Annotated in this window: 17 protein-coding genes; 3 read left to right on the forward strand and 14 right to left on the reverse strand. The window is 69.2% G+C overall.

Annotated features, from left to right (window positions below; genetic code table 11):
- Nucleotides 1-187 precede the first annotated feature (187 nt).
- Nucleotides 188-1,120 (forward strand): hypothetical protein, encoded by a 933-nt coding sequence (locus EDD31_RS14700; protein ID WP_170163124.1) that lies wholly within the window; start codon nucleotides 188-190, stop codon nucleotides 1,118-1,120.
- 286 nt (nucleotides 1,121-1,406) lie between these two features.
- Here EDD31_RS14700 and EDD31_RS04145 read toward each other — a convergent pair whose 3' ends face one another.
- From EDD31_RS04145 to EDD31_RS04170, 6 genes are all read right to left on the reverse strand, one after another.
- Nucleotides 1,407-3,986 carry an ATP-dependent Clp protease ATP-binding subunit gene (locus EDD31_RS04145; protein WP_123303036.1) on the reverse strand — a complete coding sequence of 860 codons (2,580 nt, stop codon included), beginning with the start codon at nucleotides 3,984-3,986 and terminating at the stop codon, nucleotides 1,407-1,409.
- Nucleotides 3,987-4,132: 146 nt separating this feature from the next.
- Nucleotides 4,133-4,558 carry a D-aminoacyl-tRNA deacylase gene (dtd, locus tag EDD31_RS04150; protein ID WP_123303037.1) on the reverse strand — a complete coding sequence of 142 codons (426 nt, stop codon included), beginning with the start codon at nucleotides 4,556-4,558 and terminating at the stop codon, nucleotides 4,133-4,135.
- A complete protein-coding gene (locus EDD31_RS04155) occupies nucleotides 4,555-4,887 on the reverse strand; it encodes a DUF2516 family protein (protein ID WP_123303038.1) in 333 nt (110 codons plus the stop codon). The genes dtd and EDD31_RS04155 overlap by 4 nt, the downstream gene beginning before the upstream one ends.
- Nucleotides 4,888-4,975: 88 nt before the next feature.
- Complete coding sequence (ygfZ, locus tag EDD31_RS04160) at nucleotides 4,976-6,076, reverse strand: CAF17-like 4Fe-4S cluster assembly/insertion protein YgfZ (RefSeq protein WP_123303039.1); 1,101 nt, start codon at nucleotides 6,074-6,076, stop codon at nucleotides 4,976-4,978.
- Complete coding sequence (locus EDD31_RS04165; protein WP_123303040.1) at nucleotides 6,076-6,666, reverse strand: heme-binding beta-barrel domain-containing protein; 591 nt, start codon at nucleotides 6,664-6,666, stop codon at nucleotides 6,076-6,078. Before EDD31_RS04165 ends, ygfZ begins: the two co-directional genes overlap by 1 nt.
- A 50-nt stretch (nucleotides 6,667-6,716) precedes the next feature.
- Nucleotides 6,717-7,481 (reverse strand): hypothetical protein, encoded by a 765-nt coding sequence (locus tag EDD31_RS04170; protein WP_123303041.1) that lies wholly within the window; start codon nucleotides 7,479-7,481, stop codon nucleotides 6,717-6,719.
- 110 nt (nucleotides 7,482-7,591) lie between these two features.
- Between EDD31_RS04170 and EDD31_RS04175 the strand changes: the two genes are divergently transcribed.
- Nucleotides 7,592-8,287 (forward strand): winged helix-turn-helix transcriptional regulator, encoded by a 696-nt coding sequence (locus EDD31_RS04175; RefSeq protein WP_123303042.1) that lies wholly within the window; start codon nucleotides 7,592-7,594, stop codon nucleotides 8,285-8,287.
- Between the two features lie 207 nt (nucleotides 8,288-8,494).
- Nucleotides 8,495-8,938, forward strand: a complete 444-nt coding sequence (locus EDD31_RS04180) for a septum formation family protein (protein WP_170163176.1) — start codon at nucleotides 8,495-8,497, stop codon at nucleotides 8,936-8,938.
- 115 nt (nucleotides 8,939-9,053) lie between these two features.
- On the opposite strand, the gene pstB is transcribed toward EDD31_RS04180, so the two are convergent.
- From pstB to EDD31_RS04220, 8 genes are all read right to left on the reverse strand, one after another.
- Nucleotides 9,054-9,833 carry a phosphate ABC transporter ATP-binding protein PstB gene (pstB, locus tag EDD31_RS04185; RefSeq protein ID WP_123303044.1) on the reverse strand — a complete coding sequence of 260 codons (780 nt, stop codon included), beginning with the start codon at nucleotides 9,831-9,833 and terminating at the stop codon, nucleotides 9,054-9,056.
- A gap of 33 nt (nucleotides 9,834-9,866) precedes the next feature.
- On the reverse strand, nucleotides 9,867-10,949 hold the full coding sequence (gene pstA / locus EDD31_RS04190; RefSeq protein ID WP_123303045.1) for a phosphate ABC transporter permease PstA: 1,083 nt from the start codon (nucleotides 10,947-10,949) through the stop codon (nucleotides 9,867-9,869).
- Nucleotides 10,949-11,926 (reverse strand): phosphate ABC transporter permease subunit PstC, encoded by a 978-nt coding sequence (gene pstC / locus EDD31_RS04195; RefSeq protein ID WP_123303046.1) that lies wholly within the window; start codon nucleotides 11,924-11,926, stop codon nucleotides 10,949-10,951. Before pstC ends, pstA begins: the two co-directional genes overlap by 1 nt.
- 182 nt (nucleotides 11,927-12,108) lie before the next feature.
- A complete protein-coding gene (locus EDD31_RS04200; RefSeq protein ID WP_123303047.1) occupies nucleotides 12,109-13,218 on the reverse strand; it encodes a phosphate ABC transporter substrate-binding protein PstS in 1,110 nt (369 codons plus the stop codon).
- A gap of 19 nt (nucleotides 13,219-13,237) precedes the next feature.
- Entirely contained in the window at nucleotides 13,238-14,242 is a 1,005-nt protein-coding gene (locus EDD31_RS04205) for an NUDIX hydrolase (protein WP_123303048.1), read from the reverse strand.
- A gap of 47 nt (nucleotides 14,243-14,289) precedes the next feature.
- Complete coding sequence (locus EDD31_RS04210; RefSeq protein WP_170163177.1) at nucleotides 14,290-16,707, reverse strand: RNA degradosome polyphosphate kinase; 2,418 nt, start codon at nucleotides 16,705-16,707, stop codon at nucleotides 14,290-14,292.
- Between the two features lie 91 nt (nucleotides 16,708-16,798).
- Nucleotides 16,799-17,767 carry a mycothiol synthase gene (gene mshD / locus EDD31_RS04215; RefSeq protein ID WP_123303049.1) on the reverse strand — a complete coding sequence of 323 codons (969 nt, stop codon included), beginning with the start codon at nucleotides 17,765-17,767 and terminating at the stop codon, nucleotides 16,799-16,801.
- Nucleotides 17,767-18,402: a hypothetical protein gene (locus EDD31_RS04220; RefSeq protein ID WP_245990884.1), complete on the reverse strand. Its 636-nt coding sequence runs from the start codon at nucleotides 18,400-18,402 to the stop codon at nucleotides 17,767-17,769. Before EDD31_RS04220 ends, mshD begins: the two co-directional genes overlap by 1 nt.
- Between the last annotated feature and the right edge of the window lie 48 nt (nucleotides 18,403-18,450).

Below are 18,450 nucleotides of genomic sequence, written 5' to 3' on the forward strand. Positions count from 1 at the left end.
GGGCCTCTCGCGCCACCAGAGCGGCACCAACTGACCACAATCGCTGCGGGGTGCGGGCCGCCGACGCTGCGGGGTTTGGTGGCCGAGTCTGCGGGGTGTTCGCAGAAGTAGCAGCAAACACCAGCTTGTCCCCAGACTGTGGAAAAACTCTGCCCGATCGCCTGGCGAACTGCGACGATCCGGCGTCATGAGAACGCCACAGCCGCTACCTTCCGCCCTCGCCGGGAAGACCCTGACGCCGCGGGCATTGCACGAAGCCGGCGTCCACCGAAGCCGTCTGCGCCGACGTGACATCACCCCGCTGGCTCGAGGGATCAACCTCCAGCGCGAACTCGTGCCGGCCGAGACGACCGAGCGATTCCGTCAGCGCGCTGTGGTCCTCGCCCGCGCACGAGAAGGCTGCTGGATCTCCCACACCACTGCCGCTGTCCTGCGTGGATGGTGGCTACCCACGGCTCTCCACGACGTTGAGACCGTGCACCTCACGCTGCCCAAGCTGAGGGGCACCCGCACCCGCCTCGACCGTGTGCAATGCCATCGCGCAACGAAGGCTCCGCGCCGACTGGAGCGCTACGACGGCGCCAGGATCAGCACGCCCGAACTGACCTGGCTGGAGCTCGCGAGTTCACTGGAGTACACCGAGCTCATCGCTCTCGGTGACAATCTGGTCCGGCATCCGTACCCCCAGTACGAGTCGAGATCCCATCCCTGGACGGGCATCGAACGCCTTCGCGCTGTGGTGAGCGAAGCCGCAGGAATGCACGGTGTGAAGAAGGCTCGTGCGGCGCTACCGCTGGTGCGGGTCGGCGTCGATTCCCCACAGGAGACGGCGTTGCGGCTCGCGGTCCTCGACGCCGGCCTGCCCGAGCCGGAGCTGCAGGTGCCCGCGACCGAAGGCGATCCCTGGTCACCGCGGGCCGATCTGGGCTACCGCCGGCACCGAGTGGCGATGCAGTACGACGGCGCGACACACTTTGCTGCCGAACAGGCTCGCAAGGACCAGGCGCGCAACAACGCCTTCATCGCCGCAGGCTGGACGCTGCTGCTTTTCAATCGCGACGACGCACGTCAGGGCTTCACGCGAGCGGTGGCCCAGATCCGCGCCGTGCTCGCCCGCTAGCCCCGGCACCCGGCACCCGGCACCCGGCACCCGGCACCCGGCACCCGGCACCCGGCACCCGGCACCCGGCACCCGCGATTGTGGTCAGTTGGTGCCGGTTTCCATGCCTCGTGCGGCCCCAGAGCGGCACCAACTGACCACAATCGTCAGAGGGGGAGGGCGGGGTGGAGAGGGGGCAGCGCCCGGCAGGTGTGCCGGGCATGACTCGGGCCCCTGGTCCCGGAGTGTTCCGGAGCCAGGGGCCCGATATCGCGACCGTGTGGCTATTCAGCCTGGCGAGCAGACCTCAGTTACCGGGCTGCAGCTGGCCGCCGCCGCCGGCGCCACCAGATGGCGGGGCGGTCGGCAGGTCACGCTGCTCCACCGTGGTACCGGACGCGCCGACAGCCACCGGTTCCGGCTTCTCGATCTCGCCTGCTTCCTCACCGGCGAAGGTGAAGTTGCCCAACAGGCCCTCCCCCTCGGCGTCGACCACGATCTTCTGCCCGGCCTTGAGCTCCCCGAAGAGAATTTTCTCCGAGAGCACGTCCTCGATCTCGCGCTGGATGGCGCGCTTGAGCGGACGGGCTCCGAGCACCGGGTCGTAGCCGCGCTCGGCGAGCAGCTCCTTCGCGGCCGAGGTCAGCTCGATCAGCATGTCCTGGTCGCGCAGGCGGCGGTCCAGCTTCGCGATCTCCAGATCCACGATCCGGATGATCTCGTTCTGCGTGAGCTGGGGGAAGACGATGACGTCGTCCACACGGTTGAGGAACTCGGGCCGGAAGTGCTGCTTGAGCTCCTCGTTGACCTTGGTCTTCATCCGGTCGTAGGAGTTCGACAGCTCGCCCTGCGCCTGGAACCCGGTGAGCAGTCCCTTGGCGATGTCCCGGGTGCCGAGGTTCGTGGTCATGATGATCACGGTGTTCTTGAAGTCGACGATCCGGCCCTGAGAGTCGGTCAGCCGGCCATCCTCCAGCACCTGGAGCAGGGAGTTGAAGATGTCGGCGTGCGCCTTCTCCACCTCGTCGAAGAGCACCACCGAGAACGGACGACGGCGCACCTTCTCGGTGAGCTGCCCGCCCTCTTCGTAGCCGACGTATCCGGGGGGAGAACCGAAGAGCCGAGAGACGGTGTGCTTCTCGGAGAACTCCGACATGTCGAGCTGGATGAGGGCGTCGTCGTCACCGAAGAGGAACTCGGCGAGCGCCTTGGCCAGCTCGGTCTTTCCCACTCCGGTCGGGCCGGCGAAGATGAAGGAGCCGCCGGGGCGCTTGGGGTCTTTCAGGCCGGCCCGTGTGCGCCGGATGGCCTGCGAGAGCGCCTTGATGGCCGTGTCCTGCCCGATGACGCGCTTGTGCAGCTCGTCTTCCATGTGCAGCAGTCGCGAGGACTCCTCCTCGGTGAGCTTGAAGACCGGGATGCCCGTCGACATCGCCAGCACCTCGGCGATGAGCTCCTCGTCCACCTCGGAGACGGCGTCCAGGTCGCCGGCCTTCCAGGCCTTCTCCCGTTCGACACGGCGTTCGGTCAGCTGCTTCTCGTCGTCCCGCAGGCTCGCGGCGCGCTCGAAGTCCTGATCGTCGATCGCCGATTCCTTGTTCCGACGAGCCTCGGCGATCTTCTCGTCGAGCTCCTTCAGCTCCGGGGGCGCCGTCATGCGGCGGATGCGCAGGCGCGCGCCCGCCTCGTCGATGAGGTCGATCGCCTTGTCCGGCAGGAAGCGGTCGGAGACGTAGCGATCCGCCAGGTTGGCCGCGGCCACCAGCGCCTCATCGGTGATGGAGACACGGTGGTGGGCCTCGTAGCGGTCGCGCAGGCCCTTGAGGATCTCGATGGTGTGCGGCAGCGAGGGCTCAGCCACCTGAATGGGCTGGAAGCGGCGCTCAAGAGCGGCGTCCTTCTCGATGTGCTTGCGGTACTCCTCAAGCGTGGTCGCACCGATGGTCTGCAGCTCACCGCGGGCCAGCATGGGCTTGAGGATGGACGCGGCGTCGATGGCGCCCTCGGCGGCACCGGCACCCACGAGCGTGTGGATCTCATCGATGAACAGGATGATGTCGCCGCGCGTGCGGATCTCCTTGAGCACCTTCTTGAGCCGCTCTTCGAAGTCACCGCGGTAGCGCGAACCGGCCACCAGCGAGCCGAGGTCGAGGGTGTAGAGCTGCTTGTCCTTCAGGAGCTCCGGCACATCGCCTCGCACGATGTCCTGGGCGAGGCCTTCCACGACGGCGGTCTTACCCACACCGGGCTCACCGATGAGCACCGGGTTGTTCTTGGTGCGCCGGGAGAGCACCTGCATGACCCGCTCGACCTCCATGGTGCGGCCGATGACGGGGTCGAGCTTGGATTCGCGGGCTGCCTGGGTGAGGTTGCGGCCGAACTGGTCCAGCACTGCCGAGCCGGCGGGCTGCCCCTCGGCCGGACCGCCGGCGGTGGCCGGCTCCTTGCCCTGATAGCCGGAGAGCAGCTGCATGACCTGCTGGCGCACGCGGTTGAGGTCGGCCCCGAGCTTGGTCAGCACCTGGGCGGCGACGCCTTCACCCTCACGGATGAGGCCGAGCAGGATGTGCTCGGTGCCGATGTAGTTGTGGCCGAGCTGCAGCGCCTCGCGCAGGGAGAGCTCGAGCACCTTCTTCGCGCGCGGGGTGAAGGGGATGTGCCCGGAGGGGGACTGCTGGCCCTCGCCGATGATCTCGGTGACCTGGACCCGCACGGCCTCGAGCGAGATGTCGAGGGCCTCCAAGGACTTGGCGGCGACCCCCTCGCCTTCGTGGATCAGACCGAGGAGGATGTGTTCGGTGCCGATGTAGTTGTGGTTGAGCATCCGCGCCTCTTCTTGGGCGAGGACAACTACGCGTCGGGCACGATCGGTAAAACGTTCGAACATGTGCACTCCTCACTGGCTCCGCCACGGCCTGGTCACCCCGGCAGCGACCGGTCTGGGCGGTTCGTCCAGGCTAACGGCGCGAGGGGGCCATATCTGCCCGTGTTCGCTTCAGGCGTGATCGCCTGGGCGGCGGCGCAGTGCCGCCGTCACACCTCGAGCAGCAGGGTGACCGGCCCGTCGCCGACCAGTTCGACCGCCATATCGGCGCCGAAGCTCCCGGTTGCCACCTCCACGCCCAGCTCCCGCAGCGCCACCACGAGCCCGTCGATGAGTGGTTCGGCCACGGCACCTGGGGCGGCGGCGGCCCACGTGGGGCGGCGGCCCTTGCGGGCATCCCCGTAGAGCGTGAACTGCGAGACGACCAGCACGGGGGCGTGGGCGTCGAGCACCGAGCGTTCCTCGCGCAGGATGCGCAGCCCCGCGATCTTGCCGGCCAGCGCCTGCACCTGGGCCGGGCCGTCATCGTGGGTGACCCCGACGAGTGCGAGGATTCCCGGCCGCTCGATGGCCCCGACGACCTCGCCGTCGACCGTGACCGAGGCCCGGGTGACCCGCTGCAGGACCGCCTTCACCAGCCGTTCCCGGGAGACGACGGGGGGCGCCGCCGGGAGTAAGGAGCCACCGCGGGCCGGACGTCGGCGAGGTAGATCCCGGCAGGGACGACGGCGATGAACATGAAGAATCCGCCGATCTGCGCGACGCCGACCGGCGGGGGCAGGGTGAGGAAGCCGATGACCGCGGCCACGCCGGTCAGGATCAGCCAGAAGGTCTTGGTGCGCTTGCCTGCCGTCACGAAGGCGGAGGCCGGGCGCCGGGCCGCGTCCACCAGGGCCCAGACCTCGACACCGAAGAGTGCCAAGGCCAGGACGAGGAAAATGAGCGTTTGCAGGCCGCCGATCACCCGATGAGCCTACCGGCCAGATGGAACGCTCCGCGGCCTCCCTGGAGCTCCAGGCGCGACCGCAGGAGGGGCCGGGAGCGCCACCACGCTAGATCGTGCGGCGCCGCAGACCCGCGCCGGGGCGCTCGGCCGGACGGACGTCGGTCACGCCATCGGGGCGGACCACCACCTCCTGGGCCGCAGCGATACCGCTGACGCTGAGCTCGGCCTCCGGGTCCACATTGCGCTTGATCAGCGCGAGCCCGATCGGCCCGAGCTCCTCGTGCCGCGCCACGGACGTCAGCTTCCCCACGGTGCGCTCCCCCAGCGTGACCTCGGCGCCGGCCTCGGGGAGCAGGTGGTCCGAGCCGTCGAGGTGCAGGAACACGAGCCGCCGAGGTGGCTTGCCGAGGTTGACCACCCGAGCGACGGTCTCCTGGCCGCGGTAGCAGCCCTTGTCCAAGTGCACGGCGGTGCGCAGCCAGTCCAGCTCATGCGGGATGGTGCGCTCGTCCACCTCCCGTGCCACACGCGGGCGGCGCGCCTCGATGCGCAGCGCCTCCCAGGCCCAGACGCCGGCCAAGCGGGCGCCGTCCTGCTGCGCGGCGGCCACCACGGCGGTCAGTGCCTCGCGGCGCACCAGGCTGAACGCGCGGTGGAACTCGATGCCGGGATGCTCGGCCTCCTCCGGGCCGTAGCTCGTCGATCCGGCACCGACGCGGGGCCACGGATCCTGCCAGGTGAGCAGATGCGCCTCGTGGTCGGTCAGCCGGCTCCAGCCCCCGGCGTGGGTGCCGAGGACGGCGACGTCCTCCCGCCGGGCGACCTCGACGCGAAGGGTGAAGCGCATGGAGTCCAGGAACGCCGCGAGTGGCTCCGCGCTGGCCGCCTCGGTGATGAGCCAGAGCGTCTCGCCGTCGTCCTGCACGGCCGGGGCATGCTCGATGTGGCCGTGGACGTCGAGCAGCAGCACCTCGCTGGACACCCCGGGCGCGAGATCCAGCAGCAACTGCGACGACAGCGTGTTCAGCCAGGTGATCCGGTCCGCGCCGGCAATGGTCACGACGCCGAGGTGGGAGAGATCGACCAGGCCGTCGCCGCGGGCGAGCGCGCGCTGCTCGCGCACCGGGTCGCCGTAGTGCAGGGCCACCCCGGCGTCCGGGGCGCCCGCTTCGACGGCTCCCGTGGTGGTCAGCAGTGGCGAGCCCATCAGCCGTCCACCCGGCTCAGGCGCCCTGAGGCGTAGGTCTGCAGTTCATGGCCGAAGGCGGCGAGATCCTGGGCCCACATGAGATCGGACTGCACCAGGCCGTACATCATGGTGGCGCCGGTCATCTCGGCCGCCGAGGTGGTCCGCACCACGGCATCGGTGCTCAGATTGATCCGCGGGCCGCGCACCTGGCCGACGTAGACGCTCACGTGCCCGGCGGGGTTGGCCACCAGGACCTCAAGCTCGGTGGGCGCCGGGCCGTTATCGGATTCCGAGGTCGCCTCGGCGGTGTCCGCTGCCCCGGGAACCGGACGCCAGTACTGGGTCTCGGAGGACCAGATCTGACCGGCGTCGAGGCCGGCGGCACCCGCAGTGCCACTCTGCTCCGGGTTGACCTCGCCGGTGGCCACCCGAAGGGTGCTGGAGGCACGCAGGTAAGGCCCGCCGTCGTGATCGAAGACGAGGTCATGCACGAAGGCGGACTCCTCGATGCCGGGATAGGTCAGCTGGCCGAAACCGCGCCACGTCCCCACGAGCCATGCCAGCGGGTAACACTCGGGTGCCAGGTCATCAGGAATCGTCAAAGCCACCCCATCAGGGTATCGGCCGGGCCGGTCTCCAGGAGAGCACCGGCGAGGACTCAGCCGAGGAAACCGAGAAAGCGACCGTCGAGCAGTTCGCCTACGAGGTACACCGGCACCCCGGGCACCAGCACCAGCACCAGGCCCGCGGCCAGGGCGGCACGGCCGTGACCGGCACCCGGGAACCGGCCGTAGAGCACATGGCAGGCGGCGGTGAGCACTCCAGTGGCCATACCGATGAGCAGTCCCGGCAGCCAACCGATCTGCTCGAAGGCGAACCCCGCCCCGGCGCCGATGAGGCTACCGGCGACGGCGGCGAGAATGCCGGTGAGACCCGCCCCCAGCGGCAGGGAGGTCACCAGTGCCGCCGTGGCGATCGTCGCGGCGGCCAGCACCACCAGTTCACCGTCCGTCTCGGTGGCGGCCCACCCGGCGGCGGAGATCGCCACCACCGCTCCGGTGACGATCCCGGACAGGGACTCGACCAGGCGCGGCCGGCCATCGCGACGCACCATCTGATGGATCACCCCGGCGATCACCGCAAGCGCGATGACGATGGCCAGGTGACTGAACGACAGCACCCGGACCACCACAACGCCCGCGATCGCGCTCAGCGCGATCACCACGCTGCCACCGTGCGCGGTGGGGAGGCCGAGCAGTTTGGGCCAGCCGGCCGCGAAGGCCAGCGCCATCAGGAGGACGACCACGCCGATGCCGTGGGCACCGAGATAACCGGAGGTGGCCATCGCGGCGGCAGCGACCGCCGTGACGGACGCTCGCGCCACCGCTCCGGTGGTCGTTGAGGGAGCGTCGTCGAGGGCCACCCGGCGATTCTGGCACGGGCGCCGGTGCCCTCGTGTCTCACCGCAGGGCTGGAGTCGGGCACAGGGCCGGGATCGCATTAGAGTATGGCCACCCGTACGAAGGGAGTTCCGTGTCGGAACTCGTGTTGCTGACCAATGAGCCGGGTGGCACTACCAAGGTGTTGCCCTCGCTGACGTTGCTGGGCCACCACGTGCACGTGGCGGCCCCGTCAGCCTCCGCGCTCGTGGAACACGAGCACGCCACCGCGGTGGTCCTGGATGCACGCCACGATCTGGTCGGCGCGCGCAGCCTGTGCAAGATCCTGGCCGGCCCCGTGCAATCACCTCCAGTCCTCCTCGTCCTCGCTGAGGGTGGATTCACTGCCGTCTCGCGCAGCTGGGGTGCGGCCGACGTCATCCTGACCTCGGCCGGACCGGCCGAGGTCGAGGCCCGGCTCCGCATGATGGCCGAGTCCACCCGAGAAGAGGCCATCACAGTTCCCGCGCCCGACCGTCTGGAAGCCGGCGATCTGGTGATCGACGCCCAGGCCTACACCGCCCGGGTGCGCGGGCGGGTTCTGGATCTGACCTACAAGGAATTCGAGCTCCTGAAGCATCTGGCCACCAATCCCGGCCGGGTGCTCTCGCGCGCTCAGCTGCTCCAGGAGGTCTGGGGCTACGACTACTTCGGCGGCACGCGTACCGTGGACGTCCACGTGCGGCGTCTGCGGGCCAAGCTGGGCACCGAGCACGACCATCTCATCGGCACGGTGCGCAACGTGGGCTACCGCTTCGATCTGCGCAGCCGCGAGGCCGCCAGCTCCTGATCCCCGCCCGCGGCGCTCAGGGCCCAGGGCTTTGCGAGACCGAAGCACGGGCGTAGACTCGATCACGACGTCGGGCCGAGAATGCCCCGGGCTCCACCCTCAGCCGCTACGAGCGGCCTACGCGCCGACTGGCGCTTCTCGGCCCGGCGTCCTTGCTTTGCTCAGGGGGCATGCCTGCTGGCCCCGCGCCACGTCGAAGGGTCCCCCATGTCTCGGCACTACCGGATGGGCCGTCTCGCACTGCCCGCTGTTGCCCTGCTCGCCATCGCTCCGCTGAGTGCCTGCAGCACCGGGGTCATGGACCTGGAGGTCGGTGATTGCTTTGACGCCTCCGCCCTGGAGGGCGCCGACGAGGTCAGCACGGTCGACACCGTGGACTGCACCGAGGAGCACACGGGCGAGGTCTTCGGCTCCCTGGAGCACGCCGAGAGCGAGACGGCGCCCGCACTGCAGGACTTGTTCGACGAGGCCGACGAGCACTGCTACTACGAGTTCCAGAGCTTCGTGGGCGTGCCGTACGAAGAGTCCGCGCACGAGTACTACGTGGTCAGCCCCACCCAGGAGTCCTGGGAGAACGCCGACGACCGCACCAGCCTCTGCCTGCTCGTCAGCGAGCCGGTGAGCGGTTCACTGGAGAACTCCGGCACCTGAGCGGAGCGAGTAGCGCGCTTTCCCTTCGGCCGCCCACGCGGTCGTTCAGCCGAACGAACGGCCGCACCACCGCCCACGCGGTCGCTTGCGCGGCCCTTCAGGCAATCCCGGGCACTCAGCCGAACTTCCCGGAGACGTAACGCTCGGTCTGCTCGTTGGCAGGGTTCGAGAAGATCTTGTCGGTCGCCGCATACTCGATGAGCTTGCCGGGCTTGCCAGTGCCGGCGATATTGAAGAACCCGGTCTTGTCCGAGACGCGGGCTGCCTGCTGCATGTTGTGGGTGACGATGACGATCGTGTAGTCGTTCTTGAGCTCATAGATCAGGTCCTCGATGGCGAGGGTGGAGATCGGGTCGAGCGCGGAGCACGGCTCATCCATCAGCACGACGTCGGGCTTGACCGCGATCGCCCGCGCGATACAGAGGCGCTGCTGCTGGCCGCCGGAGAGGGAGGAGCCGGGGCGGTCGAGCCGGTCCTTGACCTCGTTCCACAGGTTCGCGCCCCGCAGCGAGCGCTCCACCAGGTCCTGCGACTCCTCACGGCCGAGCCGGCGGTTGTTCAGCTTCACCCCGGCCAGCACGTTGTCGGCAATGGACATGGTCGGGAAGGGATTCGGCCGCTGGAAGACCATCCCGATCTGCCGCCGCACCTGCACGGGATCCACGCCGGGGCCGTAGAGGTTCTGCCCGTCCATGAGGGCGGCACCGGTCACGCGCGCCCCCGGAATGACCTCGTGCATGCGGTTCAGGGTGCGCAAGAAGGTGGACTTGCCACAGCCCGATGGCCCGATGAGAGCGGTCACCGAGCAGGGCTCGATCGTCATCGTCACATCCTCCACGGCGAGGAAGTCGCCGTAGTAGACGTTGAGGTTCCTGACATCGATGCGCTTAGACACGGGTCCTCCAGGTCTGGCGGGGAGCAGAGCAGATCACTTGGCTCCCTTGGGGGCGAAGTAGGCGCTGATCAGCCGCGCCGTCAGGTTGAGCAGCATCACGATGGCCACCAGCGTCAGCGCTGCCGCCCAGGCGCGTTCGACCCCGACGCCACCCTGGACGAAGGAGCGGTAGGCGTAGACCGGGAGGGTGGCCATGCGTCCGTCGAAGGCATCCCAGTTGATGTTGGTGATGAAGCCCACCGTGAGCAGCAGCGGGGCGGTCTCACCGATCACTCGCGCAATCGCCAGCATGCACCCGGTGGTCACCCCGGCCACGGAGGTGCGCAGGACCACCTTGACGATGGTCAGCCACTTGGGCACACCGAGGGCGTAGGAGGCCTCGCGCAGCTCGTTCGGCACGAGACGGAGCATCTCCTCGCAAGCACGTACCACCACGGGGGTCATCAGCACGGAGAGCGCGATGGCGCCCATGAATGCCGAACGGTACTGGGGCGCGTAGGAGGTGAAGAGCACGAAGGCAAACAGGCCGGCGACGATTGAGGGGATTCCGGTCATCACATCCACCAGCACGGTGATGGCTCGCGCGAGGCGCCCGCGCCCGTACTCCACCAGGTAGATGGCGGTGAAGAGCCCCAGCGGTATCGAGAACGCCGCCGTGAGTCCGGTGACGATGATCGTGCCGATGATGGCGTGGAAGGCGCCCCCCTCGCGCATCTGACCGTAGATGCCGCTCATGTCGCTGGTGAGGAACTCCCAGGACATCATGTCCATCCCCCGCGAGACCACGGTCCACACCAGCGAGATCAGCGGGATGGTGGCGATCACGAAGGCTGCGGTGACCACGGAGGTGGCTAGGCGGTCGCGGGCCCGGCGCGCTCCCTCGACAGCTCGCGAGGCCGCCCAGGAGCCGGCGATGAAGAACAGTCCGGTGAGCGCCGCCGTGGCCACGGGTGTGGGCCGGCCGGCCAGGGTCAGCACGAGCAGGGCGAGAGCGAGGGAGCCGGCGGCGACCGCCCACAGCCCCCACGCCGGGAGCATTCCCTGGTGGGCCAGTTGCGGGGAGACGCCGGTCCCAGCGCTGCGCGGGCTGGGGTACAGGTCCGTCTTGCTGGCCATCAGTTGGCTCCGGAGAACTCGGCGCGGCGCGAGATGACCCAGCGGGCGAGGAAATTCACCACGAGGGTGACCGCGAAGAGCGCCAGGCCGGTGGCGATCAGCACGTCGGCACCGAGCCCGTACGCCTCGGGAAACTGGGCGGCGATATTCGCTGCGATCGACTGGTGCTGGCCGGGCTGAAGGAGGAAGGCGTTGATGGCGAAGCCGGGCGAGAGAATCATCAGCACGGCCATGGTCTCCCCCAGTGCCCGCCCCAGGCCGATCATGGATCCGGCGATGATGCCCGAGCGACCGAAGGGGAACACCGCCTGACGGATCATCTCCCAGCGGGTGGCCCCCAGGGCCAGCGAGGCTTCTTCGTGCAGGCGGGGCGTCTGGAGGAAGACCTCTCGGGTGGTGGCGGTGATGATCGGCAGGATCATCACCGCCAGCACGACCCCGACGGTCATGATGTTGCGTGCCGGTGCCTGGAATCCGGCGAAGAGCGGGATCATGCCGAGATTCCCCGAGAGCCACGCGAAGAAGGGGTTGAGCTGCGGCACCAGCCACGCCATACCCCACATGCCGTAGACCACAGAGGGAATCGCTGCAAGCAGGTCGATGAGATAGCCCAGACCCTGCGCGGCGCGCCGTGGCGCGTAGTGGGAGATGAACAGGGCGATGCCGATGCTCAGCGGCACGGCGATCAGGAGCGCCAGCGCCGAGGAGAGCAGCGTGCCGAAGAGCAGCGGTGCGATGTACTCGGCCAGCCCCTGCCCACGCATGAAGCCCACAGAGGCGAAGTCTTCACGCGCTGCGGTCAGGGCCGGCCAGGAGCGGTAGAGCAGGAAGGAAGCCACCGCGGTCAGGACGGCGAGGATGACGATCCCGGCACCGGTGGAGATCCCGGAGAAGACCACGTTGCCCACGCGCCCGGGGGCATCGCGCAGAGCGGTCACCGGACCGCCACGGCGCGGCTCAGGTGCGGCAGAGGCCACGGCTCCTCCTCAGGGCAGTTCGGCGGTCACTGGCGGCGAGCGGCGCGGTGGTCACGTCATGCGGCCACCCGCGCGCCAGGGAGGGCCGGTACCCATAAGAAAGGCGCAAGGTGAACGACGGGTGAACAACCACTGTTGCGTGCCCCACACCGAGCACGATCCTGGGCGTCATCCACGGGGACTCAGTCGCCCTCCACCACGTGGATCTGCGCCACCACTTCCAGGACCTGCTCCCGGAGGTTCTCGGTGATGGGCGCAGAACCCGCCACATCCAGCCTCGCTGCGCGATCCTGAGCCTCCGGTGAGGCCACGTACTCGAGCAGGGTGCGCACGTTGGCGACCTCTCGCTCGGACTCGTACGCCGAGCAGGCAATGAGATACGACACGAGCACGATCGGGTAGACCCCGGCCTCGTCCGTGTCCCGGGCGAGATCGAGCGTCAGGCGCAGGTCGCTCGCCCCCTCGGCAGGCGGCGAGGCGTCGACGACGGCGGCCGCCGCCGCCGCGTCGTAGGACACGAAGCCCTCCCCCACGAGCACCGCCGCCGTCTCGAGTTCGTCACTGACCAGGGCCGCATCGACGTAGCCGATGGTCCCGTCGGCGGCCTGGATGGTCTGTACGAGCGCACTGGAACCCTGCGCGGACTGCGTTCCCCCACGCGGCCAGGTCTGGCTGGGCTCGTAGGGCCAGGCTTCGCCACCGGCCGCAGCGAGGTACTCAGTGAAGTTCTGTGTGGTGCCCGAGTCGTCCGAGCGGTTGACCGGGATGATCGCCAGATCCGGCAGGTCCAGGCCGGGATTCGACTCGGCGATCTCCGGGTGGTCCCAGGCGGTGATCTCGCCGGCGAAGACGGCGGCCAGCGCCTGGGGGGTGAGCTGTACTTCCTCCTCGACCTCGGGGAGGTTGTACGCCACCGCGATCGGCGAGATGTACAGCGGCAGTTCGATGGGCTCGGCGCCCGAGCAACGCTGCCTGGCCCGCTCGACCTCGGACTCGTTCAGTGAGGCATCGGAGCCGGCGAAATGGGTGGCGCCCTCGAGGAACATCTCGCGCCCGGTCCCGGAACCCACCGGGTCGTAGGACAGCAGGAGGTCGGGATGGGAATCGTTCATGCCGGCCACCCAGGCGGTCATCGCCACCTCCTGCGCCGAGGATCCGGCGCCGGCGAGCGGCCCCCCGACACCGGACTGCTCGGCCGGCGTGCACGCACCCACCCCGAGCGCGAGGACGACTGCACTCAGCAGTGCGGCCCGGGATCGGGCAGTGAACGGGAGACGAACGGCAGAACCCACGGGCTCACTCTAGGCACACTCAGCGGGGCGAGCGGTGACTCTCCAATGCGACCACAGTGGCACCGCGGCCGGTGCGCTGGGCCACGTGCACCACCAGCATCTCCCCGGTCTTGAGATAGGGATCGTCCTGGGGCAGGCGCTTGCGCAGCCGATGCGGGGTGCGCGCGGCGATCTCCTCGATGAGCGTGGGCAGTACCGGCCGGTGTGTGCAGATGACCACGGGCACATCACGGGTGATCAGCTCATGCCGGATGAGGCGGCGTGCCAGCTTGGGCCGCGCCTTATGGGCGGCCTCGGTGAGTTCCTCGGCGAGCGAGGCACCCACCCCGGTGGCTTCGAGGAAGGGCCGGACGGTCGCGGCGCACCGTTCCCATGGCGAGGTGATCACCTCGTTGATGCCATACGACACGAGCAGGGGCACCAGGTGCTGGGCCCGCTGGGAGCCGCCGCCGGTCAACGGCCGGGTGTCCTCGTCGCCGCGCCAGGCGGATCGCTTCATGGCACGGGAGTGCCGGAGCACCACCAGGGTCCAGGTGCGGAGCTTCTCGTCGCGCCACTGATCGATGAGGTGTTCCAGCGGCGCCCGATCGTGGGCGTTGGTGAGCATGGACCATGCGGCACGTGCCTCCACCCAGCGGGTCTCGTCGACCTCGGTCAGGTCGAGTGGGCCGGCCGCGCGGTGGCGTGGTCCGCCAGCGTTCTCGTCGTCCTCGGGACGTTCCGCAGCCTCCGCGGGCGGGGCGGTCTCCTGGGCTGCCCAGTAGTGGACGACCTTGCGCCGCCCCTCGGCCACCCGGTACCGCACCGCGGGCAGCGGCTGCCCCAGGGCGACGTCGAGACCGGTCTCCTCTGCGATCTCGCGCACCGCGCACTGCGGCAGGGACTCCCCGGCGTCGAGCTTGCCCTTGGGGAAGGACCAGTCGTCGTACTTGGGACGATGGATCAGCAACACCTCGAGACGGCGGCCTGAGGTGCGCCAGATGATTCCGCCGGCGGCCTGGACCTCGGAACTCGAACTGCTCAATGCCCTGCCTCCTCGGCTCGGGTGCACACTCGCGACATCACCGTCGATCAGCGCGAGCGGGAGGCCGCCGTGCGCGAACGGGCGCGATCCATGAGCAGTTCCTGCAGGTCATCCAGGCGTTCACCGTCGACGGCGGCATGACGCTCCCAGCCCTCGGGCGAGAGGTGCCACGAGGCGGTGGTCTCGGCCATGGACATCTCCATGAGCGTGATCAGCTCGCTCACGTGGGCCGGGTCGCTCAGCCGGATGAGCGCCTCGACGCGGCGGTCGAGGTTGCGGTGCATGAGGTCGGCCGAACCGATCCACACCTCCGGGAGAAGCTCGGGTTCTTCCGCCGGCGAGCGCGACCCCTCGGGCACCGTGGCGCCGTTGGCGAAGGCGAAGATCCGGGCGTGCTCGAGGAAGCGCCCCAGGATGGAGCGCACCCGGATGTTCTCGCTCAATCCGGGTACACCCACCTTGATGGCGCAGATACCGCGCACCACGATGTCCACCGGCACTCCGGCGCGGGAGGCACGATAGAGCGCGTCGATGATCTTCTCGTCCACGAGGGAATTGATCTTGATCTTCACCCATGCGGGCTGACCCGCGCGGTGGTTCTCCACCTCGCGGTCGATCCGGTCCACCAGGCCGGTGCGCACCGACTTCGGCGCCACGAGCAACCGGTGGAACTTGGTCGACGGGGCGTAGCCGGAGAGCTGGTTGAACAGCCGGGTCAGATCCTGACCGACGTCGCGGTGGCAGGTGAGCAGGCCGAGATCCTCGTAGCCGCGCGCGGTCTTGGGGTGGTAGTTGCCGGTGCCCACGTGGCAGTAGCGGCGCAGCCCATCGGTCTCCTGACGCACCACCAGGCAGAGCTTGGCGTGGGTCTTGAGCCCGACCATGCCGTAGACCACGTGCACGCCGGCCTGCTCCAGCTTGCGGGCCCACGTGATGTTCGCTTCCTCGTCGAAGCGCGCCTTGATCTCCACCACGGCGAGCACCTGCTTGCCGGCTTCGGCGGCATCGATCAGGGCATCGATGATCGGCGAGTCCCCCGAGGTGCGGTACAGGGTCTGCTTGATCGCCAGCACATGGGGGTCGGCTGCGGCCTGGGAGATGAACTGCTGGACCGACGTCGAGAACGAGTCGTAGGGGTGGTGCAGCAGGATGTCGCGTTCACGGATCCGGCCGAAGATGTCCGCAGGGTTGGCGGATTCGACCTCAGCGAGGCCCTTGGCGGTCACACCCACGAACTTCGGGTACTTCAGCTCAGGGCGGTCGAGATCGTGGATGACGTTCAGACCGGTCAGGTCCAGGGGTTCAGGCAGGTGGAAGACGTCCTGCTCTCCCACGCCGAGCTCGCGCATGAGCAGGTCGAGCACGTGACTGGAGACGCCGGTGGCGACCTCGAGGCGGACCGCCGGGCCGAAGCGGCGGCGCATGAGCTCCTTCTCCAGGGCCTTGAGGATGTTCTCTGCGTCGTCCTCCTCCACCTCGACGTCCTCGTTGCGGGTCACACGGAAGGTGTGGTGCTCCACGATCTCCATGCCCGGGAAGAGCGCGTCGAGGTGGTGGGCGATGATCTCCTCGAGGGGCACATACGCCGTGCGCCCAGCCTTGTCGCTGGGCACGTCCTCGGGACGGTAGGGCTTGCCCTCGGCGTCCACGGCGATGAAACGCGGCAGCAGGGGCGGGATCTTCACGCGAGCGAAGTGCTCCTTGCCGGTGGCGGGATTGCGCGCCAGCACCGCCAGGTTCAGTGAGAGTCCCGAGATGTACGGGAAGGGGTGGGCCGGGTCGACGGCGAGTGGAGTCAGCACGGGGAAGATCTGCTTGCGGTAGAACTTCTTCAGCCGCTCTTGGTCGCTGTGGCCAAGATCGTCCCAGTGCAGGATGTCGATCCCGTGCTCGACGAGCGTCGGCTGGACGTCCTCGGCGAAGGTGCGGGCGTGACGCTCGACCAGTTCCCGGGCGCGGTGCGAGAGCGCCTCGAGCACTTGGCGCGGGCTCAGCCCCGAGGCGCCGGTGACCGCCATCCCGGCGGCGATCCGGCGCTTCAGTCCGGCCACGCGCACCATGTAGAACTCGTCGAGGTTCGAGGCGAAGATGGCCAGGAACCACGCGCGCTCCAGGATCGGCAGTGCCGGGTCTTCCGCCTGCTCGAGCACGCGTTCGTTGAAGGCGAGCCAGCTGAGCTCCCGGTCGGCAAAGCGGTCGTCCGGCAGCTCATCGTCGTGTGGGGCGGCGTCCGGTGAGGCCGGGGAGGCGATCGGAGCCGCCGCCTGTGGCGTCGCGAGCGGCATCGGGGTCTGTGCCGGGGGTCGTTCCTCGGCTGCTGCCGGCGCCGGGGAGCCGGTCGCCACGCCGTTGGCGTGGGCGGGGCTGGTGGCGCTGGTGTCCTGCGCCATGGAGCGGGCCTGAGCGGCCAGAGCGTCCTCGTCGCGGGCGTCCGGCTGGCTGTGGCCGGTGGAGTCAGCGGTCATGAGGTCATGGTGTCATCCCCAGGTGACCAATGAGTGACCAAGCCGGGCCGCGTCGGGCCACCGTGCGTCCTCACGATCATCGGACTCTTCGTCACGCGAACTGGGTGTCCACTGCTGCGGTGGCGAAGCCCTTGCGCTCGTAGGTGCGGCGCGCGGCGATGTTGTCGGCCTCGACGTAGAGCGCCGCGTGCCGCAGGCCACGGGCGGCGAGGCGGGCCAAGGCCAGAGAGGTCAGGCGCGATCCCCATCGCCGCCCCTGCTCCTGCGGATCCACTCCCAGCACGTAGATCTCTCCTTCTTGCGGTCCGGCACGATCGGCGCCAGGCTCGATCTTGAGCCACAGGAAGGCCGCAAGCCGGGGGGCCGGGGACCCCGAAGGCTCAGCTGCGACCTCGAGGGACTCGGCGGGCACCAGCCACAGTTCCCCGGGGTCGAACCACGGCTCCTGCTGCCGGGCGCGCAGATCGGCGAGGCTCATCCGGCCCTGTTCCGGGTGGGTCGCGAAGGCGCGGGCGTTCAGCTCCAGCAGCGCCTGCGCATCGTCGTCCTCGAAGGTCCGGGCCTGGGGCAGCCCGTGCGCGGCGGGGCTCGAATCGGCGGGTACACCGGCGACCGCCATGGCTTCGGGCAGGCTCGCGGCGAGCTTGAGCAAGGTGCGCTGCGGCTGCAGGCCGGCGGAGGCGGCGAGCGCTCGGGCACCGGGCAGGTCACCGTGGGCCCACAGGGCGGCGCGTGGGTCTTCGGTGCGGACGGCGTCGAGCAGGCTACGGCCGTGGCCCTGCCTGCGGCGTTCCGGGTGCACCGCGAGTTCGCCGGAGTGCCCCGCGACATCGAGCTGGGCATAGCCCACGAGGGCATCGCCTGCGCGCAGGAGGACGTGTCGTACGCCTTCAGCCTCCGGGGCGGGACCGCCGGTGAGCTGGCTGCGCAGCACCACGCGGCTCTGATCGTTGAACGCACTCACGCCGTCGTGCTCGTCGATCATCGTGGCCAGCGCCAAGGCGGCGTGGGCATCGGCCCGGCTGAGGTGGTTCTCGATGGTGAGCGTGCCCGCCGGCATCAGCTGAGCCGGCCCTGGCGATGCAAGGCCGCTGCTTCTTCCAGTTCCTCGGCGGTGGCCAGGAGGGCACCGGCGCGGCGGGTCACCACGTGGGCGAGATCGTGATCGTCGTCCTCGATCCAGTCAGCGTCCATGGCCGATCCCGTGGCCAGGACGCGCAGGAAGGCGCCGGCACGTTCGAGGGTGACGGCGAAGTCCCCGTCGTAGACTCCGGTGAGCACCTGGTCCACGGCGCGGCGGATCTCCTCCGGCCCTGGGGCGTCGGCCACGCCGGCGATCACGCCGGCCACCTCGGCGCGTTCGAGACCGCGACGGTAGCGATCAGCCACGATATCCGGTCCGAGCTTGACCCACTCCCGCAGGAGGTACAGCCGCCACAGCGTGCCGGGTAGCGTGGTGTGCGGGCTGCGGGACCACAGGGTGGCCACGGCATCGAGACCTTCGGTGTCCACCAGGGTGACGAGCCGCTCGACGATGGCGGCGTCGGAAGCGTTCTGGCGCCCGCCGGTCACCATGGCATGGGCAGTGCTGTGCGCGATCTCCGAGCGCACAGCCGGATCCTCATCGCCCTCGATCTGATCGGCCTCGGCCGGATCCAGCATGGCCGGCCGCCGGTGTCGTCGTTGCTCACTCATGGGGTGCTCCTCACTCGCGTCCTTGCACGGTACTCCCCGCCGCGGACC

The sequence above is a fragment of the Bogoriella caseilytica genome (assembly GCF_003752405.1).
GTDB classification, from domain to species: domain Bacteria; phylum Actinomycetota; class Actinomycetes; order Actinomycetales; family Actinomycetaceae; genus Allobogoriella; species Allobogoriella caseilytica.